Below are 23,108 nucleotides of genomic sequence, written 5' to 3'. Positions count from 1 at the left end.
TTCATTGAAACTTATTACTGTTGATACGGCGGCTTCGGCCCATTCCCCGGTTTCAGTTCTGGTCATCTATACCGGCGGAACGTTTGGCATGGTCTATGATCGTCGTCTGGAAACGCTTGTTCCCTTCAATTTCGAGCAAATTCTGGATCGCATTCCAGAATTAGCCCGCCTCCGTTTTTCGATTTCTGTCTTGGTGTTGGATGAATTACTGGATTCGTCCAACATGCAGCCGGAGCACTGGTTACACCTGAGCCAGATTATTGCCGAGCGTTACGATCAGTACGATAGTTTTGTCATTGTTCACGGCACCGATACTATGGCCTATACGGCTTCGGCTCTGAGCTTCCTTTTTGAGAATCTGAATAAACCCGTGATCCTGACCGGAGCTCAGTTGCCCATCGGAGCCGCCCGGACGGATGCCGTCGAGAATTTTATTACCGCTCTCGAAATAGCCGCCGCTCGTGACGAATATAACCAGCCGATGGTACCGGAAGTTGCCATTTATTTTCACTCGCTGTTGCTACGCGGAAATCGGGCACGTAAACAGGAAAGTAGCCAGTTTAATGCGTTCCAGTCGGAGAATTATCCCTTGCTGGCCGAAGCCGGGGTTACCATTGATTACAATCGGCCCTATATCCGGTCTTACCAGTCAGACCAACCGTTTCGGGTGCACCAGAAACTGGATTCAAATGTGGTTATTCTGAAAATTTTTCCCGGAATCTCTGCGTCTGTTTTACACAGTATTTTGTCGATTGAAAACCTGAAAGGAGTGGTGCTGGAAACGTACGGTGCCGGGAATGCTCCCACAGCTCCCTGGTTTCTGGAAGCTTTACAAAAAGCAACCGAACGCGGTGTAATCCTGTTAAACGTCTCGCAATGCATGGGGGGGAAAGTAATGCAGGGACGCTATCAGACCAGTAAGTATCTGAATGACATGGGCTTAGTGAGTGGGGCAGACTTGACGTCGGAAGCCGCCGTTACGAAATTGATGTTTTTATTAGGACAATACGGCGACGACATCGAACGCATTAGAAAAGAATTATCTGAATCTTTACGAGGAGAATTAAGCTAAACGCTTGCTTTTGGGCATTTCAAAGTTGTATCTTGCGGACCCAAAACACAGAGGGGTGTCCGAGTGGTTGAAGGAGCACGCCTGGAAAGTGTGTATACCTCTAAAGGGTATCGAGGGTTCGAATCCCTTCCCCTCTGCTAAAGCCTGATTATCAGCCGATAATCAGGCTTTTTTTGGTTTTCAGTTGTCTTATTAATCCATTCATTTAAAAGGTATCCCCATGTCAATTTGTGCATTATGCGGTTCTTCGGAGCAACTTTCTGTGTATGAAGTGCAACCCGTCCGTTCTTTTCCGAACAAAGTAATACTCTGCCAAACTTGTTTGGATCAGATTGAGCGTAAAACGGAATTGAAACCCGATTACTGGCATTTTCTGTCGGACGCCATGTGGAGCGAAGAACCCGCCGTGCAAGCAATAGCGTGGCGAATGCTGAATCGGTTAAAGACGGAGACCTGGGCAGCGGATTTGCTGGATATGCTTTACCTGGATGAAGAGTTGCTGGATTGGGCAAAGGCTCTCGGAGAAGAGGACGAACCAATCGCGGCTCTGGAGCATAAAGACAGCTTAGGAAATGTATTGAATCACGGCGATTCTGTGGTGTTAACCAAAACGCTGGATGTGAAAGGAAGTTTGATTAACGCCCGTATTGGAACCGTAGTAAAAAATATTCGACTGGTTGAAGATAATCCAGAGCAGATTGAAGGGAAAATCGATGGACAATTGATTGTTATTCTGACAAAATACCTGAAAAAACAGAATGGCTAATAAAGAAGGACTACTCACCTGAGTAGTCCTTTTCATTTGTTTATTTATAATGTAGGTCAATTGGTAGATTCTTTATTTGCCTGCATAAATAGCAATAAACTATGAATTCAAATATTGAGAAATTATACCAGATCGCTAATAAGCAAACCCGCCGGATCATTGGGTTGATGTCAGGGACTTCGATGGATGGGCTGGATGTAGTGCTTTGCGAGTTCGAGGGGCAAGGGGAGAAACGCAGGTAAGGGTTTTAAACTTTAAAACGGTTCCTTTCGACGAGTCGATTAAAGACGAAATTCGAAAAGTATTTGCTCGTCGTGAGATTGATTTTCAGCAACTTGCTTTATTAAATCCCTGGATTGGTAACCTTCACGGAAGCATCGTGCTGGATTGTTTGAAGGAATGGAATGTAAATTCCGCAGACATTGATTGCATTGCCAGCCACGGCCAGACGGTCTTTCACGCCCCTAAAATCTTACATGGCCTAGCGAAATTTCCCAATGCAACCCTTCAAATTGGTGACGGCGATCACATGGCTGTAACAACGGGCATCATTACCCTGTCCGATTTTCGACAGAAGCACTGTGCTGCGGGTGGTGAAGGAGCTCCACTAGCCGTGTATGGCGATTACCTGATTTTCTCAAAACCCGGAGAAAATCGCATTCTTCTCAACATGGGCGGCATCGCCAATTTCACTTACTTACCCGCCAACCTGAATGCAGATGAAGTTTTTGCGACGGATACAGGCACGGGTAATACGTTAATTGATGCAGTAACCCGCAAGTATTTTGACTTGCCTTATGACGAAAATGCTGAAATAGCCCAGCGTGGCGTGATTAATGAAGCATTAGTAACAGAACTTAAAAACGATCCTTTCTTTCAAAAAACATTTCCGAAAACGACGGGTCCTGAGTTATTTAACCTAGATTATTTGCAAAGAGCACAACAGCGAAGCCAGACGGAAGAGCTGTCTCCCGAAGACGTGCTAGCGACTCTGACTCGCTTTTCGGCTGAAACCATCGCTAAAGCAGTGAAGCAATCGCTGGACTGGCATGAAAGTTCTACCCAATGGGTAATTTATGCAAGTGGGGGTGGGGTGCATAATCCTTTGTTACTGGCTCATATTCAAGAGTTATTACCCAAGTTTAGCCTTAGAAAGACCGACGAATTAGGGATTTTGGGGGATGCCAAGGAAGCTGTTCTGTTTGCTACGCTTGCTAATGAAGCCCTGGCGGGTGGTAAAACTAATTTTGGGCATAGACAGGGAGTGCCTAGTGTGTCAATGGGAAAAATATCCTTTCCGCATTAATTGAAGTACTTAATAGTTGTTAGGGTCCGTGGTTGTTAGTTGATCGATTACGATTCAACCTATTACAACAAAAAATATAGTATTAGACAATCAATGTTTAGGCGTTTACCAACACCAATGCAATCTTATGAGTAAGGTAACTCGGCGGCAAGGACCAGAACCGTTATTGTTTTGGATTTGTTACCTGAAATCTTAACTAAAACGGCTATAATCTCTTTCATTTGCAGCATTATTAATCATTCAGACCGATGCGACTTAAAACTTCTCTAAACCTTCTGCTAGGAATTGCCTTATCCACTTCAGTTTTTGCTCAGGAAAAAAACTTGATTGCTCCGGGGGCGAGCCTACAAAAAATCTCCAGTCAATTCATTTTTACAGAAGGCCCCGCGGCTGATAAGAACGGTACTATCTATTTTACTGATCAGCCAAACGATAAAATCTGGAAGTATGACACCGATGGAAAGCTGACCTTATGGATGGATAAAACAGGCCGATCGAATGGACTTTATTTTGACAAGAAAGGTAACCTGATTTCCTGTGCGGATGAGAAAAATGAGTTATGGTCCATTTCACCCGACAAAAAAGTAACAGTATTGATGAGCGATGTTGCGGGTAAAAAACTGAATGGCCCTAACGATTTATGGATCGATGCAAAAGGGGGGATATACTTCACCGATCCTTATTATCAACGTAATTACTGGCAACGTCAGAAACCTGAAATTGAAGAGCAGAAAGTATATTATTTGCCCAAAGGAAAAAAACAGCCGACGGTAGTTGACGATCAATTAGTAAAACCGAATGGAATTATTGGGTCAGCTGATGGCAACTATTTATTTGTGGCCGATATTCAGGCTAATAAAACGTATAAATACCAGATTAATAAAGACGGAAGTCTAAGTAATCGTCAGCTTTTTGTCAATCAGGGTTCCGATGGAATGACGCTGGACGCGGAAGGGAATTTATACATTACCGGAAAAGGCGTTTTCATTTATAACGCTAAAGGCGAGAAAATTCAGCATATTCCTGTACCAGCCGGATGGGTAGGTAATGTTTGTTTTGGAGGGAAAGATCGAAAAATGCTCTTTATTACAGCTTCCGAATTCGTATATACTTTACAAATGATTAATAAAGGAAATTAATAAGGTTTTTAACTAACCCAAAAAGACACGTCTAGGCGTGTCTTTTTTTGAACAGACTTATGGTATGGATGGAATCCTGCTCTTGGCCAACTGTTCATTAATGGCTCTTAACCATAGATCACGGCTTTGGCAAGTCCAGTGACTATCTCCCTTTTGGTAACCTTCCGCACCTAAAGGTTTTACCAGAGAATACGCATCAATTATTTTCACTTTAAGACGCGTATCCGACTGAATGCGTTCAATTAAGTGATTATAAGGCCCCATTTCGGGAGCAGTTACTGTCGTTTTATTAGGAATAATACTAAGGTATATTTCATCAAATCCTAACGAATGATAGTTGTCATAACTCTCATTTAAATGAGTAATCAGCTTCGTAATTTCTTCTTCTGAGACTGAATTAAAATTGGAGTTAATTAAAGTAGAATCCGTATCTAAATTTAAAAAAACATGCTTACGATCAGGAGATAGTGAAGTCATGGCATGCGTCCGATCGAAGAGGTGGAGATTCAACCAGGCTTTAAATTCTTTTAACCGAAGAAAGACAGGCCAGTTAAATAATACGTTGTCGTAACGTTCTTCAGGCACCTTAAGCCGGGAATCATGCGTGCCTTCTAAGAAAGCAACCAAATCATTGGTAGGCACCGAGGCATGGGTGTTGGGTACCGAAGATTGTACAATGGAAAGGTTGGTAATTAAAGTAGCTAAATGTTCGCGAAAATGCCGCTCGACGGATTCAATCAATAACACATTGTGTAAGGAAGTATCTAGCCGTACGGTTTTCTGATCATTCCAGTGAGTATAAGAATAACGCTGAGCAATGAAATCTGAACTATCAACCGAACCAGGTTCCATAAAACTGTCCCCAATGGCATACAGTGCAATCGATGCTTTGGGAGCACCGGTGGGATATAGCTTTGGACAAGTTACATGAGCTTGTTTGAACTGAACAAGATTAGTAAAACGATATAAGTCGCCGTATTTGTAATCATCCGGTAAATAACCTGCTAATCCAAGCGTATGATAAAAGGATTTAGATAATCCGATCAGGAATATTGCGACTAAAATAAAGATGAGTATTAATCGAGCTAATTGACGCATTATACTTGATTTTTCGGAGCAGGAGCATGGACACGTATCCAGTTATTAACTTGATTCAACCAGATTAATTTTCCTTTATTATTCCAGTGCCCGTCGCCCTTATGATACAATTCTGGTTTGCCTTTTAACAAACGGTGCATATCAATGTAAGGCATTTGAAGATCCTCGTGTTGCTGAATTCGTTCAATAATTCGATTGTAAGGCAGGCGGTTAGGTTCAAAGATTAGGCTTTTGTTGGGGATAATTGTTAATACGACTTCATCAAAGCCCATTTTTAAATAATGGTTACGAATACTATTCAGCGTAAGCACTACTGAATCAATTTGAGTGTCTCTAACAGGGTAATAGGTTGAAAATAAATTGGTAGTATCTGTTTCGAAGTCATAATACATATTCTTTTTATCTTCTGTCAATACCGCTTTCCCTACCACACGATCAAATAAAGTAGCGTGTAATTCAGCTTTGAATTCTTTCCATTTTAAAGCCCAATTCTGGTTGAAAACCAGGAACTCAATTCGCTGATTAACGGATTCCGCTGATAAAAAATCTAATCCTAAGCTATTAAAAGAAAAGGAGTGATCGTTTGCCGGGCTGACATTTTTAATTTCTGGTTCTGTCGTTTTAATTCCCCGATCTATGTAGATATACTCCGTTTCTGGATTTAATCGTTCGATGATACTCCGCTGGACAATTTCAAATAAAAGTACGTTGTAGTGACTGGTATCTAGCTTTACGGTCAAATAGGAGTCGTCATTGAGCCAACGACGATAGTTTTTTTCCCCCGCCAATAAAGAAGTATCAATTCCCATTCCGGTAAAACTATCGCCTAGAATAGCAACCGTAGTGTTTTTGATTTTGGTGGGTTTTTCATTCAGTGGAACCTGATCATTTTCGTAAAAGTTTTCTTCTTTAACTCGAGTTAAATTACTGGTATTGTATAAATCACCGAATCGATATTGATTCGGAATAAATCCTTTTTCTGATAATTTACGTTGCCATTTAGGCGAATAAATGAAAATAGCAAAAATGACCAAAGCCCCTAAAATGCCTAATTTGATTATCGTATTCATTAAAACTGGAAGTAGATAAATTGGTTGGCAGTAAAGACTCCAAATAAATAACAACTAACGACAAGGGCACTGAAAATGGCCCAGAACTTCACGTTACTTCTGGTAGGAATCTGGAAGTAACGGTTTTCTTTCCAAAGCAAGAATCCAATCAGAAGCAAACAGAAAATCATTTCGTTTGCATTGAGCGGCGTTTGGAGTTTGTCATGAACGGATATAGACGCGATTCCTTTGAAGTAGAGCAACGCATCGCGGAGGGTAATAGCCCGGAAGAAAACCCAGGTTAGCGTAATTAATCCAAAGGTAAGAACTATTTGTAACCCCCGATACCATGATGCACTAGGGACGGTAATGCCCTGGCGATCCATAAAACGATCCCGAAGCTGGCCCATGGTTTGATAAAAGCCGTGCAGAACGCCCCAGATTACAAAATTCCAGCTTGCTCCGTGCCAGATTCCACTGACCAGAAACACGATGAAGCGATTGATATACTGACGAACGGGGGAAACCCGGCTACCGCCTAAAGGAATGTAAATGTAATCGCGGAACCAGGTGGACAGCGAAATGTGCCAACGCCGCCAAAACTCAGCAATGGAAGCCGCTTCGTAGGGGGACTTGAAGTTTTCCATGAGCGTAAAGCCCATTACTTTGGAAGCTCCAATGGCTACATCCGAGTAACCCGAAAAATCACAGTAAATCTGGAAGGAATAGAAACAGGCAGCTACTAACAAACTGGTTCCGTTATGGTCGGTGATATGACCAAAAGCAGGGTCTACGACCATGGCAAGCCGATCGGCAATTACCACTTTTTTGAATAAGCCCCAGGCCATGCGGATGAGGCCTTCTTTTACGTTTTCCCAATCGTAGCGGAAGTATTCGTGGTACTGCCAGAGCACGTTTTGAGGACGTTCGATGGGCCCCGCTACCAATTGCGGATAAAACATTACATAGAGGGCATAAATCCCAAAATGGCGTTCAGCTTTCTGATTACCCCGGTAGACCTCGATGGTATAACTCATGGCCTGGAAAGTGTGAAAAGAAAGGCCAATGGGTAATAAGATACCGGGAAGAATGTCGGTACCTAGTCGCGGAACATGCGTGTCAGAACCCAATAGGTGTACGACATGCTCAATATTCTCAGAAATGAAGTTGAAATACTTAAAGAAAGCCAGAATACCGACGTTGGCAACCAGACTAAGGGTAAGTAACCATTTTCGCTTGACTGGATTTTTTTGATTTTCAATCCAGATTCCGGCGAGATAATCGATGATAATCGTAGCAAAAAGAATGATGATGTACTCGGGTACAAACACCATGTAAAAGTAACAACTCGCCAGCAGAAGCAGAATCCAGCGTCCATTCCACTTCAGACTGAAATAACTTAACGTAACAATTCCGAAGAAAAGAAGAAATTGAAGAGAATTAAAAATCATTCGACTTTTGGTAAATGGGGCTCAAAATTATCAATATCGGTCTAAACCAGCAGAAAGTGATTCCAAAGGTATTAACGAATCTTCGAGGTTAGGATTTGAACGCCTTTATCACTGGTAGCGTAAATAAAGAGTTTCTGATAGGATTCAGCAAATTCAATGGTAACCTTGTAAAGGCTTGGAATGGGAGCCTGAATCAAAGCTTCGCCCTGCAAATTATAAAGCATAGTTCCACGAGAATCGGTGACTGCGATGATTTTCGTTTCGGCTCCGAAGTCATAATATCGAAGCTGACTTTCTGAGGTAATCGGGAAAATATTAAAAAGGGAGTTTGCCTGTTTATCAAACAAGGTAACATTCTGATTTGTTTGCTGAATAATGAGCCAATCCTTAGCCGACTCTTCTACCAGCATTCGGAATCGCGTTTCTTTCGAAGGTTTGATCAACTGACGGCGATTAACCACCTTTCCTTCCTGAGACATCTTCAAAATTTCACCATTGGCACTAACCAGTTGAAGGGCAAAATCAGCATCGCGATCAGTGGTTTCCACGAAGGCGGGGCCATCGAACGGCTGGTTTAGTTGCACGGGAAAATTAGGCAGACTGAGTCCTTTCGCATTCGACAAGGCAACGCTTCCGTTGGGTTGCAGCAACACGGCATACGAATCGCCCTGGGTGTAGGCCATGCTGATGGGAAGGTTGGCATGGCGAATGTCGGAACGCAAACCCGAAGGCATAAGAGACAAGGTCGCTTTTGTAATCGTATATAAATGTCCGTCTGCATCGAGAGCAGAAAACTGCTTTTTGCGTTCGGGCGTTTGATCAAAAAGAGTTAATTCATAATCAAGCAATTTACTAAATGGCTTGGATGCGTAAAGCTGATAGCCCTTGGAGGTAGGATTCAGGATGTACAAGTGGGTTTCGGTAAATAATACCAGTTGATCCCGCCCTTTACCGAAATAATCCATAAGCTGAACCGGAGCTACCAGTGGCCCCGACAGGCGAAACTTGACCGTAGGCGTGGCTCCAACGGTCACCGGAATCAGGTAATTATCTTTAGTGGTAAGAATTAAATCTGTCGTTCCGGTGACTGCGTTTCGGTAGACATACGGTTCTCGCTGAAGCGGTCTGCCGAGCGGATTAGGAATTAACTTTTGCAGGAAAACTTTTCTTAGCAAACTAGGATCGGCGGTAACCCGGCCCTTCGTCCAGACAAACTGATGATCCACTTTACCGGGCAAAACCGTCACCTGCCAGGTCAGGAAATTCAAACGTTTGATGGGTTCTTCAAGATTGGTAATGGGTCCTTTCCATTCACTTCTGAGGTTTTTCAGGATCGAAAACCAAGATTTTCCAGCGTTGAAAACCAAACTGAAAGGACGAGGCTGTAAAATGCGAAGCACTTCCTGTCCCTGGGCGGAGTTCATCCACACATTACCGCGTTTATAATCAGTAATGTAATTCCGCATGGCCTGCATGTTGCTCGCTACGACGGCATAGCCATCAATGACCGTGTAATACGTTTTAGGAAAACCCTGAAAAATAGATCCAAACCAGAGGGAAGGTAACTCCGGTAACAAAATCTGACGTATGGTATAGCCCGAGATGATTTCCTCAAATTTCTTTGCTTTTTCTTCCTGCCGAATACTGCCTGATTCGTAGTGCATCCAATTCTGGAAGGCCCGGGCATTATTCAGTTTCATCAGCAAGATATTGCCTCCTTCGTTCAATTCATCGCTTTCCATTCGGCAGAGAATCAGCTCCCGATTGATGTGGTAATAAACCGAATCCGGACTGATGATGTACTTGTCTTGCCACTCAGACTTTAAATTCGCTTTCGAGGGCTCGTGTTTTTTCTGATAACGCAGAAAACGATTCGCCCAGCCAATGGGGTCAGAGAGGCTAAACTGGTAAAAAGCGGCGGTAGAATTAGGAATAAAGCGTTGACTAATCAGGGCAGCGGCTTGCTGGGAATCAAAGGTTTGCCAATAGGCGTGAGCATCCTTGGTTGCGGTGGTCGTCTCAACCAGCAGGCCTTTCCGAACTTTATTAACCGTAGTTTTATAAGCAGTATTTACGGGAAGTAAGGCCAGTAATGATCCCGCTGCGGATTGCTGACTCATCATGCGTCCGGCAAGAACGCTCAGATTCGCCCAGTTAAGCCAGAATTTAGTCTTAGCCGTGGCGTATTCGTCAGGAGTAGGGGGAGCATTATCCGGTACATCAAGTAATTTACTGATTTTCATCGCCACGTTCTCAACCAATAAGGAGGAGGGACTCAGTATGAGATAGTTATCATACTGCATGAAAGAAAATCGTTTCCGGCTTTTAGAGATGGTGACGTCCGTAATGCTCTGCTTCGCGGTTTGATGTTTCAGGCCTCTGACTTCATTCGAATTTAATCCATTGAGATACGAAAGAAAAGATTGATCTCCCGGCTGGTAAGGGACATAAATCAGGTAGTTAACCACGCTATTCGTCTCGGCGTGGAGCGAATAGGTTATGGTTTTATTGTGCAGAAATGAGTGTAGTAAAGAGGTATCAGGAACAGCCTGACGTAGCAATTGAAGAGCATCCTGGGCTTCTTCCAGAATGGGTAAATCGGTTAATTTGATCTGGTAAGAACGCAGCGGTTCCGGCGGATTTTGTAATTCAGTACTCTCAACGGCTAAGAGGTAATTTTCGGGAATATAAGCCCACACCGAACGTTCGTTGGTACTCCAGCGATAGTAGGCCCAGCAGGCCAGGCCAGCCAAACACACAATTCCCAGAAACCAGTAAAGACGCTTCACCCGGTAATAAATTTTTTATCCGATAAATGGGTTGTTTTAAGACGCAACACTTGCGTACCATTCAGTTACCGAAAATACGGAACATCTGATATAAAATTCAGTGGTTCCGCAACTGGCAATTTTATGGTACTTACTTATTTTTTAGCTACGTTATTTTCCCCACATGGCATTAGCCGTATCTGGGAAGAAGAGCGAAAGTTCAGGTACATTCATGGCTACCCGGTTGGCCCATTCTACGCCCTGCATCAGGGAGTGATCTTGGTTAGAAACTTCGTATTTCCAGGCTCCGAAACGACCACGGGAATATATATCCAGGGGTTCGAGGGCAGGAAGTACCGTTTTCAGAATGCCATCGCGTTCTACGCTTGGCGTTGGGTAGCCATATTCAAAGCGAATGTGGAATTGCGAGATGATATCCTCTTCCGATTCAATCAGTTGATCTTCCTTGAGGGCTCTGATCACTTCCGCCATCAGGGTTTCCTGATCGACGGGTTTTTTCGGAGATTCACTTACTTCCACCATCAATGACCATTGCTCCTCAATGTTGGGAACGTTGTTTGGCGAATAATTCGAGAAGACCGTGATTCGGTAGTAAGGGCTATTAGATTCAGGGAAATACATCCAGCACTTGGTAGCGAGTTCAGCTTTCGGCTTTCCTTTCAGACCGATCCCAATTACGTTCGTGGAAGAATGTTTCAGTCCCTGAGCTTTTTCAGTAATAGCCGAATCCAGACCTTTTACTTTTTGGGTAAACAAGTCCAGTGGCATCGTGTTCAGCAGCGTTTCGTAACCAATGGTACGCCCATCGGCCAGCGTAATTTGCTTGCTAGCGGCATCAACACTTTCGACGTTGGCGTTCAGGATAATATTCTCCCGACCTACCAGATCACCTACGGCTTCCCAGATACCGCCCGTACCGCCATGTTTGGGGAATTGGAAAGTAGCATTGGGCCCCCAGGAATAATCGTCGTTGTTGAATAAAATATTCTTAGTAATGCGATGAAGATCAACGACCGAAACGCGTTCGCCTACCCAGACAGCGTTCATGTCTTCGGTAGGGTATGCCCAGACTTTGAAGTTGTAAGGGAACATGAAAACTTCACCTAACCCTTTGCCCTGCGTGGCCAGAATCCATTCCCGGAAGTTTGCGGGTTTGCCCTGAAAAGGTTTCTTATAAAGATCAATCAGACCATCCAGACATTTCCACATCGTTTCCTGAGAAAGGTACTTGATGTTATTCTGGAAAGGATAGGGAACGAAACGGTTTTCGATCCATACCCAGCTTTCGCGTTGGTGCGTAAGCCAGCCGTCTGCTCCCAGAGCTTTCAGCATTAACTCGTCAAAATACTTGTAATGCGAAAATTGTACGTGCCCACCAACGTCCCAGGTAAAACCTTGTTCATCGACGAAACTGGTTGCTAATCCACCAATGTGATCTTCTTTTTCAAGGACGATAAAATCAGTGATACCCAGTTCTTTCAGACGATAAGCTGCCCCAAGACCCGTCGGACCAGAACCAATAATGACGTATTTATAATTCATAAGGATTAATGTAAGTGCAATTTCAGAAATGAGGTGTTACTAAGCCTTGATCGCTCTGACTTTGGAATTCAATTCCTGACGGAACTGGAATAATTCCTTGAAGCTTTGCCAGCAAACTTTAAGCAGCTTCATTTTCTGAATGGATACCTCGCCAGTGGCCCGTTCTTTGTGAGTAATGGGGATATCAAATGTTTTATTACCAGCTTTCCGAGCCATAATGGCGAGGAAAATGTTGGGAGCAAAAGGTAGTGGCGTTGGGAGCTGAGCTAATAATCGTTTCAGTAAACTACCCTTAATCAGACGGAAAGGAATATTACTGTCATTGATGAACGTTCCATATACTGCAAACAAAGAGTACTTGAGAACGCGGGTAACAAAAAGGCGGAAGGTAGCATCATGGCGGACCTGACGGAAACCCATGATAAACTCGGATTCATTCCGTTTTTCCCAAAGCTTGAGGACATCTTCAGCCACGAACTGATCATCGGAATCGGTTTGGAATACCCATTCTGAATCAATTTCTACTGCTTTGCGATACGCGTGAACAACGGCGTTTCCGTGGCCACCATTCTTCTGATGAACCACCATTAAAAGAGGATACTTGGGTGCTATCTGGTCAAGTTTGGCTCCGGTTGAGTCTTTGGAACCATCATTTACAACGATAAGACGGGTTTCACCGAGGGGCTGGAAATATTTTTCAAGAAATGCTGACCAATTTTTAACGACGGTTTCAATGATTTCCTCCTCGTTATAGGCAGGCATTACAATAGATAGCAGGACAGACATGAAATAACTATTGGTTCTTACTGAAAAGACAACAAGCAAGGTTGATTCAGCAAAGGTAGTGCATTATTTTGATGAAACAGGTTTCCGAATACGAGCTATTAGACTCTGGGACTAAGCGTTTGTCTTTTACCTTAAGATAATCACTAGACAAATACTTACTTACCAGTTGCGTAATCGCCGTAATTGGATAACCTACAGCTGGACCTTTTGTTTTGCTAACTCATATAAGATTGTATCGTTTGATTAAATATAATATTTTGATAATCTACTACCAGTTCTGTTTTAAAGCTGGTGTCTGATCCTGATCCGGGATATGGATCGTTTGTCCCGTTTTATAGAGAGTAGACTTCCCATGGTCATGGGTAACCACTAAAAGCGAATAATCACCGGGTAAATATTGGTTCGGATTATGGTCAATCGTTGTCGATGAATACGGATGAATATAGTTCCGGCTAGCAGGGGCCACTCCGGGACGATCTATAGCTGTAAACATGAACGGAACCAGGTAAGATTTACCAGGTTTGTGGAGCAGGTAATAGGAACGGGTAAAATCTTTCGCTGCTTCGCCAGCTTTCTCCATTTCCAGAACACTAACCTGCTTCGTCTGGGTAATTTTCAGGCCGGGGTAGGCCGTAAGCTGATTCGTGTCGGGTTGGAGTAACGTGTTCAGCGAGGCATTGTACCAGGCAGCCGCTGCTTCATTAATAGGTTTACTTTTGACAGGTTCAGCCGGATACGAATAGTTAAACTGATCACTCATCAATTGGTTTCTGAGCCGTAAGCTATCGTCATAAAAATAGGAATAGCTAGTCCAGGCAATGAGGAGGCTGAACAGTAACGTTACTAATCCAATCGTTTTTCGAACAAAGCCATTGGTTTGCAGGATGAGCCAGGTATAAACCAGCAGGCTTATGACTATCGTATAGACTTTATACCGACTGGTAGTAAAGGTATTTTCATCAAAACCCAACCGACCGAATGCGACAATGGCAGTAGTACCCAGAACAAAAGCTAAAGCAGACCCTAGGAAATACTCGACTTTAGTTAAGGATTGTTTTTGAAAAACTTTTAAAGCTAATCGCAGGAGAATGCCACCAGAAAGAACAAACAGTATCAAGCCAGTCCCCAAAACCAGTAAGGTTGATTTTCGGGGATAGAGCGGTTCGGCGATGGACCCCAGAATCAATAAAACAGCCCGGACGTAGGCAACGATTTTATTCGGAACGGGGTGGGTGGGTTGTTCCGTCTTTTCGTAATGAAGGAAGTAAAGAACCCAGACCAGAACGCCAACCCCCAGCCAGATAAACACTTTCTTTTTAGGCGATTGAAGCCACAACACAATGACACCAAGGGGCCAGATTAATAACCCATTAGTGCTGGTGATACTGGTTAAAATAGCCAATGAAATGCAGATCCCTAAAGGTAGCTGATAGGCTAGGGCGTATAGACAGCAAATGACCCAGGCAATGACGCCAAAGTTTTGCAGGGCGGCCATGCCCCAATACATATTCTCCCACTGGGAGAGATTGAAAATCAGAAAAGGAATGGGTAATACATAAAGTAAGCCTACGGATTGCTTCAATACTTTATACCAGACCAGTACAATGAGGAGCAGAGACAGATTACCTACCCACATCAAGTGCACAAAATTCAGGTGACCCGTAAGAACATAGTCCAGAAGGGAAACGATTCGGTCGTAAACAATGCGGTGTTCATTATGCTGTCTCCAGAACGCGTCAATATACTGGGGAAGTGACTGAGCTTCCTGAAATCGCATGATAAAGGCCCGCAAGCCGTGATCATCCCACTTAGGAATATTAATGGCCAGTGAATCAAGCAAGTAAAAGTACAGAAGTATAGGTACTAAGCCCATACCAAAGACCAGTAAAGAGATAGATCGATTGTTGGACATGGGGAGAAATTAGAGTTTTGGGTTTAGCGTTATCACTGTAGAAACAACAATAATAACGCTAAACCCAAAACTCAAAACATTAGACAGGTAATGCTTCCAGTATGGATGCTGAATCAAGATGGGATTGCTGCTGATGATAGGATTGATCGCCGTATAATCCGTCGGGATACCCTTCGGCTCGCAGGCTTTTGAATGACTTTAAGGAAACTCCTCTTTCGAGCAATTGCACCGAAAGTTGCTGAGCCAGACCACCAATGCTGACGTGTTCTTCAGTAACAATGACATGCCCTGCATCAGTCAGTAGCCGGACGATTTCATCCGTTACCTGAAGCGGTAGCGTTAGGGCTGTCAATAGGTTAATCTTACGGTCATCACCGTCTAAAGCTGTCAGGACATTCTGCGTAACTGGGCCTAGTGAAATCACACTGGCTTCTGCATCGGGGTAACTCTTCAGCACTTTGAAAGACCCTGAAGTCTGCTCCAGCGAAGGTGTATTTTTTCCATAGCCTAAACGTAGGTAAGCCGGACGTCCAGTCTGTACCATGGTTCTTACACAATCACCAACTTCGTCAGCAAAAGCAGGAACGTAGCAGGTTACGTTTTGCAGGGGACTCAGAGCAGCTAAATCTTCGATGGCATGGTGTGAACTTCCCATAATTCCGTAGCCATAACCACCTCCATTACCCACCAGAAAAACGGGCAGATTGTGCAGGCAAACGTCGTTACGGAATTGCTCCAAACAGCGATACACTACGAAGGGAGCGATGGAATAACAAATCACTTTATAGCCTCGTGAAGCCATTCCTGCGGCCATGCCGACCATGTTCTGCTCAGCCACCCCTGCGTTAATAAACCGGGGACCCATGGCTTTCTGAACATTTTCCAGGGCACTATACCCCAAGTCGCCCGTGATGAAAATAAGCTTTTCATCCTCCAAAGCTAACTTCTCAATGGCTTCACTAAATTCTTTTCTCATGATGGTTTAGTTGTCAGTTGTCTGTTTACTGTTGTCAGTTTTAAAGTATCCCATAACTGACAACAGTAAACAGACAACAGTAAACTGTCCTTATTTTTTCTGCTGAGTAACCAGCGTTTTGATCTCTTCGGAGGTCTGGTATTTTTTGCCGCCTTTTCTAACCATGGTGCGGATAAACTTGGGACGTTTCTTCGTCTCTTCGAAAATCTTGCTGATGTATTCGCCGAGGAAGGAAAGGCCCAGCAGGGTCAATCCGCCAAACAAAGTAATCAGAATAATAACTGTCGTTATGCCCTGCGGCGTATCTGGGTCGATGACGTATTTGGCCAGAATCTGGTAGAAAATACCAAGAACGGACAGACCAGTCAGGATGAAGCCAGCGTAACTCATCAACTCCAAAGGAACAAAGCTAAATGAGAAAATTGCTTTGCGGGCCCAGGCAATGTTTTTTCGCCAGTTGTTAGTAGAAACACCAAACATCCGCTCGGGACGAACGTAGGGTACTCCCGTTTGCTTAAAGCCGACCCAGGCTCGTAAGCCCCGAAGGAATTGTTCGGTTTCGGGTAGGGCTACCAGTTCTTTCACCACTTTCCGGTCAATCATGGAGAAATCACCGGCGTCGCGGGGAATGGGGATGTAACTCAGGTTCTGGAAAATACGATAGAAGCCTTTGTAGAAAATGTGCATGTGCGGCTTCATTTCCCGCTGTACTCGCGTGCCATAGACCACTTCAAACCCTTCCTGCCATTTTTCGTAAAAGTCAGGAATGATTTCTGGGGGATCCTGTAAGTCCCCATCCATTAATACCACGGCATCGCCCGTAGAAATTTCCATCCCACTGAGAAAGGCCGATTGACTTCCAAAGTTGCGGGAGTGGGTGATCCCAATGACGTTCGGATCTTTGGCACAGAGCTGTTCCAGAACGGCTTCGGTATCATCGGGGGAGCGGTCATTTACAAAGATGATTTCGTAACGAACCTTCATGGCATTGAACGTCTTTACGAGTCGCTCGTACATGTAAGGCATGGCCTGAGCGTCTTTGTAACAGGCAATAATAGCCGAGATAACCGGGTTTAAGTATGGATTTTCGAAGGCCGGAACAATCCGCTCTTCGTACTGATGCTTCTGCTGCCAGTCGTAGGTGCGTTGCAGCCCTTCGGCCAATGAAAATTTGGTCCCCCAGTTCAAGTCCTGACGGGCGGCAGTCGGATCACCGTACCATTCGGCTAGGTCCCACTTCCGGTTTTGCATGGTTCCGTAGACGGCTTCCTGCTTAATTCCAAATTGTTGCTGAACGGTTCTGACCAGATCAGCAATGGTGGTTTTAACGCCAGAAGCAATATTATAGGACTTTCCTCCGATCACGCTGTAGTCCGCCAGAGCGGCTTTCACGAAGGCAGAAATGCAGTCGTCTACATACACAAAATCCCGGGAAATTTCAGGCGAGACCAGCGGAGGAAGTTGTCCTTTCCGAACGTTTTCGATCAGTCTTGGAATGAGGCGGTCGGGTTCTTCCCAATCTCCATAAATGGAATACAAACGAAGGTTAACCGCCTTTTTCTGCTGAACCTGATGATAAAACTGAACGAGATAGGCCGAAGAAACTTTTGAAACCGCATAGTGGCTATTCGGCTCTACGGGATCCATTTCGGAGGGGGCTGTGCAGTTAAAGCCATATTCCGAGCTACTTCCGGCGTGGATGTATACCGTTTCGGAAGTACAGTTTTCCAAAATGTTAACCGTTCCGATTACGTTCGTTTCATAGGTCAGCGTAATGTTCTGTTGCTTGGAGTAAGCCCCATACGCTGCGAGATTAAAGACCGTTTTGGGCTTTAACTCGTCAAAAACACCTTTAACGGAGGTCGGAGAAACGATGTCGCAGTGGATGACATTTTCGGCTGGAACGTCCAGTAACTTCAAACGCCAGCCTTGCGGGCATCATGAGTAAGGGTATATACATCTTTGCGGATGGCAAAGAGTTTTTCAAACAATGCAGCTCCAATAAACCCACTGGCACCAAATACAAAAATGGGTCCACGCAGCTGCAATATATCGTCACGTAATGATTCGGTCATTCGATGGGGCAGTTTACCGTTTGCAGTTTTCAGTTTTCAATTGATGCATAGAAGCAATAACTGACAACGGAAAACTAACAACCGAAAACTAATGAACGTGTTCTACAGATAGTTGATAAGTCTCGGTAACGTCTTTTTGGGCTTGCTCGTAGAGGTCGGCAGACATGGGCAGGTAGTGCCATTCCATGCGATTTTCCATGTAAGAAATGCCTTTGCCTTTTACCGTATTGGCCACAATGACTTTGGGTTTGCCATTCCGCTGTGAGCGAAGATGTTCAACGGTTTGGATAATCGCTGGAATATCGTGACCATCGATTTCGTGTACTTCAGCTCCAATGGCCTCGTATTTTCGGGGATCGGCTGAATCACCCAGAATGTCCTGCGTCTGTCCGAATCCCTGCAAACGGTTCCGGTCAATCAACACAATGAGCTGATCCAGTTGATTATTCACCGCAAAATGCAGAGCTTCCCAGGTAGTGCCTTCGTTGGTTTCTCCGTCAGACATTAACACAAAGGTCAGTAAATCAGCACCCAATAATTGATTGGCTTTGGCAATACCCGTGGCAATGGGCAGACCATGCCCTAACGAACCCGTCGCAAAAGGAATGCCGGCGTGTTTGTTGGGAGCCGGGTGAGCGGGAAGCGTAGTGTGGTTCTTATAAAACGTTTGTAAAGTATCGTCAGAGATTTCGCCGAGGTAGTTCAGGCAGATATACAGTGCCACTGCCGCGTGACCCTTCGAAAGAATGAAGGTTTCGGACTCGCGTTTTTGCTTCACTAGTGTTCCGATCATCAGGTCGAGGCAACTCATGGAGCAACCAATATGACCAGCATTGGCCATTTTGTAGAGCCCCAGCGTTTTGAGTCGCAACTCTCCGGCTAATTGTTTTAATTCAGTTTCCAACATGGAAAAATAAGGCTGGCAGTTGAAATTGGTTACTGGTAATCGCAATGGTAGGATTCGTAGATTCAAACCTTTTTAAAGGCTGAATGTTCGGAGAATCCAGTTATTTGTCGATGAAATTAATTCTGACGTGGTCACTTCAAAGGAGGCTATTGCACTATTAATAGCGATACTTGGCTCCTTCGAAATCAAAAATCAGCCGTTTTTTTCCGGTTGACTTTTGCCAAAGATACAATTTATCTGACTCGGCGGGGTCGATTCGCTGCCAATAGGTTGCGTCTTTGGGGAGATAGACATTGATAAGCTGAGCATCCACAACGGATACTTTGATGCCATAGGTGTATTCATCAGCCGCTCCAAAAACATCCTTTACCCCGCTCGGATAAAGAATGGTATCGCCAGGCATGTATAGTTTCTTCAGCAGTTCGGCGGATTTGATATAAGGATTAGGAATCCGGGCTTCCGACCGATAAGTGTACTTGGGAGAACGATCCTGGTAGATTTCTCTTAGCATTTTAGCAATTGCCCCGAACTGAGTCACGCAGGCCACTACGATAATGACCTTTGCCCACAAGGCAAGCTTAGAGCTTTCCCGTAGGCTATAGCAATCAGAATGATAGCATAAGGGAATGAAAAGCCGCCGTATCGTTGGGTAATGCCAAACGTATGCCCGTTTTTCAGAGTCATGACCACCAGAAAAGCCGTAGGGACGAAGGTTAATAAGGCGAAAAGTACAAGTAATGAACGCTCGGAAGCCGCCTTTCTCCGAGTACCGTAATAGATCAGAACCCCTAAGAGGATAAAGCCACTTTGTAGAGCCAAAAATCCCCAGGGTTGAGTTTTGTATAAAAATAAAGAAGCGAGGGTGGCGAGAATAGCCAGAATCGACCATTTGAACCGCTGATACTTTTGATATTGCCAGAGGGCAAAGAGTGAAAGTAGCGTGGTAATGCCCCAGATGATAAAATTGGTCTTTCCCGTTAAACGGCTGGCCAGCCCATTGGTAATCCAGAACTGATCGGTCAGCACGGGAGCCAGTTTACTCCAAACATTTTTAGGAGTAGCGAGCATTTCCGGTGATTGCGTATGGGCTACTTTATTATACAGTTCGCCCTGATATTTCAGCGTGTGCAAGGTGTATTCTCCGCCTTTTCCGGGCGACATCCACCAGACCATGCCTGCAATGGGTAATAACAGGGATAAGCCCAGCCCGATCCAGGTGCGAAGATTCCGAACGTATAACAGCACGTACAAGCCGTGAATAGCGATGACAATAATGGCCAGTAAATGACAGAACCAGACGAGCCACGCCAGTACGCCATACCAGAGGAACTTCGTCCAGTGAACCGGATTCGGGGAACGAACAATATCGAGAAAGACGTCGGTCAGTAATAAGGTAAAGAAAAAGGTCATCGAGTAGTTACGGGCCTGATGACTGTAGGCGATGAAAAAGGGTTCAATGGCCAGTACCAGAGCCACACTCAGAGCCAGCTTATCACTTTTGAGGTGTTTTTGCGTAAATCTAAAACCCAGAGCAACGATCAAAACGCTAAAGATGACCGACAGAAAACGAACGCTGAAATCACTCATCCCAAACAGGGCTACCCAGGCGTGGAACAATACGTAATAAGCCGGGGAGTTGCCAATGTCACTGCGGTTGATGGCTTCGTAATAATCAGCCATGTGTTTGGGTCGCCAGAAATCCTGGGGCGTGAAATATTTCTGATGAAGTTCGGGCTGATTGGCTCCTTCCAGCGGAACGCCCTGCGAAACGAGCAAGGTCGATTTTTCATCAAAAAATAAACTATAATCTCCTAGTGTATACACCCGAAGCCCAAAGGCCAGGAGCAGAATTCCAGACAGGAAAAGGATAAGTTGGTTTCGTGACATGGCACTAATTCGGACCAAAGAAGGCTGATTGAGTCGCGAAAATGGTCAAAAAGGCTGGGGGATGCAAATCTTAACGGGAATGTATCATGGAAACGGTGCACGGGTAATAGAAGCTTCCTAGGGATGGGTACAGCGTAAATACAGGATGTGAAAACGATCCACAACCTGAACGTAATTCCCATACTCACGCGGTAACCCTGATGCTGAAAAGGGTAGGTTACTTGGTTAATATCGTAAACTCAACCCGCCGATTTTTTCGCCGGTTTTCTTCACTGTAATTACTAACCAGTGGTCGGCTGGAACCATAGCCTTTGCAGACAATTCGATTCGCTGAGATGCCTTTGAAGACCAGATAACTTTTGACATGATCGACCCGTTGCTGAGATAAAACCAGATTGGCATCGAAATCTCCCTGATTGTCAGTGTGCCCTTCCATGAGAATCGTCATCGTAGGATGTTCCTTCATGATTTGAACCAGGCGACGTAACTCGGCAAAAGAAGAAGAGTCAACTTCGGGCTGGCTTTGCTCAAAATAGACGGTGTTCATCGTGATTTTTGCTCCTGCTTCGATGGGGATCAGTAACAGGTTTTTACGAAGTTCCCGATACCGTTTTTCCTCTCTCAAATCCAGTTCTTCGGCAATGGGATAAAACCCTTCTTTGGCGGCGTTTAGCCCATAAAGCTTTTTGCTGGGCAGAATGAATTTATACTCGCCCGTGGCCGGGTTATATTCCGTTTGAATACTGTCTTTCTCGCCCTGTAGGACCTGAGCAAAAATTTTGGCGTTTACTGGTTTTCTGGTAACCGAATGGAGCACACTTCCCGAAACGATCACCACCGGTTCGGGTTTGATGGCTTCCGTGGTGCGAATGCGGAAGATATCTTCCTTTCCGTAAGAATTCTCGGTAGAAGATAAGTAGGCATAATCTCCCGAAGCAGGGATAGAGAAAAAAACATCATCACTGGGTGTGTTGATCATCGGTCCCAGGTTTTCTGGCTCTGACCAGTTCTGCCAGGTATTATCCAGGCGGCGGGTTACAAAGATGTCGTGCTCACCATAACCCGGATGTCCCTTACTGGAAAAATAGAGGGTTTTGCCATCCGCTGCTAAAAATGGGGAGCCATCTTCTTCGGGGGTATTAATGATTTTTCCTAGATTTTTGGGGGTAGACCAAAGATTGGGAGCTTTCAGAAAAGAAACGTACAAATCCCGACCTCCGAAAGAGTCGGCCCGGTATACGCTCATCAATAAGATACGTTCATCCGCCGAAAGAGCATATTCAGTAGAGTAACGACCGTGCTGACGAAGAATATCAAAATTCTCGATTTTCATGGGAGTGGGAAAAGTCCAGCCCGTTGGTGTTTTACGAGAAGAGGAGATGCCGAGAGACATTTTTCCTGACTTATCGTATTCATTCACTAAGTAAGCGGTACGCAAGTCCGTCGAAATGGCAAAAAGGCAGTTATGGTCCTCATTATTCAAAGGAGGTCCCATATTCTGAGCTTTCTGCCAGACTCCGTTAATCTGATGCGAAACCCAGATGTCCTGCTTTTTTCTTTCGATCTCATCATCTCCTTCTTTTACGGGTTTTCCCAGGTTTTCTGGATGATTCCATCGGGTAAAGTAGAGGGTTTTGCCATCTGAGGCAATCAGCGGTGTTAATTCATTCACTTTTGAATTAATGGCTTCTCCCAGATTCTCCTTACTAATTTTCTGATCCGTATACTTTTTAGAAAGATGGATCGTCGGTTTAAACGGGACGGTGTCCTGTGAAATGCCAATCGCGTCGATTTGCGTATACCCCGGACGTCTGGTTGTGTTAAGCACAACGGTTAGAGCTGCCACCGGATAACGGGTAAGCGATTCTAACGGAATAGACCAGACTTTACCCTGATGGGATGGAAAAGCGGCGGAGTTAGAATAAACTAGTTTTTCGTCTCCTTTCGGATCGCTCAGCCAAACCTGATTAATGCACCCGGCCCCGTAATTTTCAACGATGGTAATCTGACGGACGGGCATTAAGGTGTCAAAAGATACTTTCAGAAATTCTTCGCCAGAATCCGGCTGGGCGGGTTGCCAGGCGGCTTGGCTATCGCCCATGCCCGGCCCGGAGTTGGGTTTTCCCAAAGCTTGTTTAGCCGCGTAGGAAAAGTCTTCGGTCTTCGTTTCCGAGGAAACCTGCACTACTTTGGTGGCCCAATGAATGCGTTGAGCAAAAGCCCCTGCTACACTTCCAAGAACATAAATAAAGATCAGGCCAATCGTTCTTTTCATAAATAATAATAAAGATACTAGGGGCAAGCAGGAAAGTAACTTGCCTGTTACTGAATTAAAGAAACGGAAAGCCGTCCG

At 44.7% G+C, this 23,108-nt stretch carries 17 protein-coding genes, 1 tRNA gene and 1 pseudogene; 6 read left to right on the top strand and 13 right to left on the bottom strand.

Going from position 1 to position 23,108, the window contains the following annotated elements; all coding sequences use genetic code 11:
- Positions 1-4: 4 nt before the first annotated feature.
- The 6 genes from BWI96_RS01410 (at position 5) to BWI96_RS01390 (ending at position 4,283) form a co-directional block, all read left to right on the top strand.
- The gene (locus BWI96_RS01410; RefSeq protein WP_232793533.1) at positions 5-1,072 is read left to right on the top strand and encodes an asparaginase; all 1,068 of its coding nucleotides are present in this window, start codon (positions 5-7) and stop codon (positions 1,070-1,072) included.
- Positions 1,073-1,121: 49 nt separating this feature from the next.
- Positions 1,122-1,209 (top strand) — tRNA-Ser (locus BWI96_RS01405).
- A gap of 83 nt (positions 1,210-1,292) precedes the next feature.
- Positions 1,293-1,838: an alkylphosphonate utilization protein gene (locus BWI96_RS01400; RefSeq protein WP_106634908.1), complete on the top strand. Its 546-nt coding sequence runs from the start codon at positions 1,293-1,295 to the stop codon at positions 1,836-1,838.
- 101 nt (positions 1,839-1,939) lie between these two features.
- Complete coding sequence (locus tag BWI96_RS23090; RefSeq protein ID WP_369804036.1) at positions 1,940-2,080, top strand: anhydro-N-acetylmuramic acid kinase; 141 nt, start codon at positions 1,940-1,942, stop codon at positions 2,078-2,080.
- Complete coding sequence (locus tag BWI96_RS01395; RefSeq protein WP_369804035.1) at positions 2,044-3,144, top strand: anhydro-N-acetylmuramic acid kinase; 1,101 nt, start codon at positions 2,044-2,046, stop codon at positions 3,142-3,144. The genes BWI96_RS23090 and BWI96_RS01395 overlap by 37 nt, the downstream gene beginning before the upstream one ends.
- Before the next feature lie 248 nt (positions 3,145-3,392).
- The gene (locus tag BWI96_RS01390) at positions 3,393-4,283 is read left to right on the top strand and encodes an SMP-30/gluconolactonase/LRE family protein (RefSeq protein WP_106634907.1); all 891 of its coding nucleotides are present in this window, start codon (positions 3,393-3,395) and stop codon (positions 4,281-4,283) included.
- A gap of 57 nt (positions 4,284-4,340) precedes the next feature.
- On the opposite strand, the gene BWI96_RS01385 is transcribed toward BWI96_RS01390, so the two are convergent.
- From BWI96_RS01385 to BWI96_RS01325, 13 genes and pseudogenes are all read right to left on the bottom strand, one after another.
- Entirely contained in the window at positions 4,341-5,381 is a 1,041-nt protein-coding gene (locus tag BWI96_RS01385; RefSeq protein WP_106634906.1) for a hypothetical protein, read from the bottom strand.
- The gene (locus tag BWI96_RS01380; protein WP_157830170.1) at positions 5,381-6,505 is read right to left on the bottom strand and encodes a hypothetical protein; all 1,125 of its coding nucleotides are present in this window, start codon (positions 6,503-6,505) and stop codon (positions 5,381-5,383) included. The genes BWI96_RS01385 and BWI96_RS01380 overlap by 1 nt, the downstream gene beginning before the upstream one ends.
- Positions 6,451-7,881, bottom strand: a complete 1,431-nt coding sequence (locus tag BWI96_RS01375) for an MBOAT family protein (protein ID WP_106634904.1) — start codon at positions 7,879-7,881, stop codon at positions 6,451-6,453. The genes BWI96_RS01380 and BWI96_RS01375 overlap by 55 nt, the downstream gene beginning before the upstream one ends.
- A 71-nt stretch (positions 7,882-7,952) precedes the next feature.
- Complete coding sequence (locus tag BWI96_RS01370) at positions 7,953-10,670, bottom strand: hypothetical protein (RefSeq protein ID WP_106634903.1); 2,718 nt, start codon at positions 10,668-10,670, stop codon at positions 7,953-7,955.
- Between the two features lie 150 nt (positions 10,671-10,820).
- Positions 10,821-12,212, bottom strand: a complete 1,392-nt coding sequence (locus BWI96_RS01365; RefSeq protein ID WP_106634902.1) for an NAD(P)/FAD-dependent oxidoreductase — start codon at positions 12,210-12,212, stop codon at positions 10,821-10,823.
- Between the two features lie 39 nt (positions 12,213-12,251).
- On the bottom strand, positions 12,252-12,998 hold the full coding sequence (locus BWI96_RS01360; protein WP_106634901.1) for a glycosyltransferase family 2 protein: 747 nt from the start codon (positions 12,996-12,998) through the stop codon (positions 12,252-12,254).
- A gap of 268 nt (positions 12,999-13,266) precedes the next feature.
- Positions 13,267-14,910 carry a hypothetical protein gene (locus BWI96_RS01355; RefSeq protein ID WP_106634900.1) on the bottom strand — a complete coding sequence of 548 codons (1,644 nt, stop codon included), beginning with the start codon at positions 14,908-14,910 and terminating at the stop codon, positions 13,267-13,269.
- Between the two features lie 79 nt (positions 14,911-14,989).
- On the bottom strand, positions 14,990-15,886 hold the full coding sequence (locus BWI96_RS01350) for a transketolase family protein (RefSeq protein WP_106634899.1): 897 nt from the start codon (positions 15,884-15,886) through the stop codon (positions 14,990-14,992).
- A gap of 90 nt (positions 15,887-15,976) precedes the next feature.
- A pseudogene (locus tag BWI96_RS01345) lies at positions 15,977-17,961 on the bottom strand (NAD-dependent epimerase/dehydratase family protein).
- An 88-nt stretch (positions 17,962-18,049) separates the two neighbouring features.
- Positions 18,050-18,868, bottom strand: a complete 819-nt coding sequence (locus BWI96_RS01340; protein ID WP_106635046.1) for a transketolase — start codon at positions 18,866-18,868, stop codon at positions 18,050-18,052.
- Between the two features lie 157 nt (positions 18,869-19,025).
- A complete protein-coding gene (locus BWI96_RS01335; protein ID WP_157830169.1) occupies positions 19,026-19,439 on the bottom strand; it encodes a hypothetical protein in 414 nt (137 codons plus the stop codon).
- A complete protein-coding gene (locus tag BWI96_RS01330) occupies positions 19,415-20,755 on the bottom strand; it encodes a glycosyltransferase family 39 protein (protein WP_106634897.1) in 1,341 nt (446 codons plus the stop codon). Before BWI96_RS01330 ends, BWI96_RS01335 begins: the two co-directional genes overlap by 25 nt.
- Before the next feature lie 217 nt (positions 20,756-20,972).
- Positions 20,973-23,030, bottom strand: a complete 2,058-nt coding sequence (locus tag BWI96_RS01325; protein ID WP_157830168.1) for an OmpA family protein — start codon at positions 23,028-23,030, stop codon at positions 20,973-20,975.
- Positions 23,031-23,108 lie beyond the last annotated feature (78 nt).

The organism is Siphonobacter sp. SORGH_AS_0500 (genome assembly GCF_002838835.1).
In the GTDB taxonomy this organism is placed as follows: Bacteria; Bacteroidota; Bacteroidia; order Cytophagales; family Spirosomataceae; genus Siphonobacter.
This window is presented reverse-complemented; position numbering and strand designations above follow the sequence as displayed.

What these genes read in the sequence shown, in the direction of transcription:
- BWI96_RS01340 (WP_106635046.1), bottom strand. Translation starts at nt 18,868, where the DNA reads ATGTTGGAAACTGAATTAAAACAATTAGCCGGAGAGTTGCGACTCAAA.
- BWI96_RS01350 (WP_106634899.1), bottom strand. Translation starts at nt 15,886, where the DNA reads ATGAGAAAAGAATTTAGTGAAGCCATTGAGAAGTTAGCTTTGGAGGAT.
- BWI96_RS23090 (WP_369804036.1), top strand. Translation starts at nt 1,940, where the DNA reads ATGAATTCAAATATTGAGAAATTATACCAGATCGCTAATAAGCAAACC.
- BWI96_RS01355 (WP_106634900.1), bottom strand. Translation starts at nt 14,910, where the DNA reads ATGTCCAACAATCGATCTATCTCTTTACTGGTCTTTGGTATGGGCTTA.
- BWI96_RS01365 (WP_106634902.1), bottom strand. Translation starts at nt 12,212, where the DNA reads ATGAATTATAAATACGTCATTATTGGTTCTGGTCCGACGGGTCTTGGG.
- BWI96_RS01330 (WP_106634897.1), bottom strand. Translation starts at nt 20,755, where the DNA reads ATGTCACGAAACCAACTTATCCTTTTCCTGTCTGGAATTCTGCTCCTG.
- BWI96_RS01400 (WP_106634908.1), top strand. Translation starts at nt 1,293, where the DNA reads ATGTCAATTTGTGCATTATGCGGTTCTTCGGAGCAACTTTCTGTGTAT.
- BWI96_RS01385 (WP_106634906.1), bottom strand. Translation starts at nt 5,381, where the DNA reads ATGCGTCAATTAGCTCGATTAATACTCATCTTTATTTTAGTCGCAATA.
- BWI96_RS01375 (WP_106634904.1), bottom strand. Translation starts at nt 7,881, where the DNA reads ATGATTTTTAATTCTCTTCAATTTCTTCTTTTCTTCGGAATTGTTACG.
- BWI96_RS01325 (WP_157830168.1), bottom strand. Translation starts at nt 23,030, where the DNA reads ATGAAAAGAACGATTGGCCTGATCTTTATTTATGTTCTTGGAAGTGTA.
- BWI96_RS01360 (WP_106634901.1), bottom strand. Translation starts at nt 12,998, where the DNA reads ATGTCTGTCCTGCTATCTATTGTAATGCCTGCCTATAACGAGGAGGAA.
- BWI96_RS01390 (WP_106634907.1), top strand. Translation starts at nt 3,393, where the DNA reads ATGCGACTTAAAACTTCTCTAAACCTTCTGCTAGGAATTGCCTTATCC.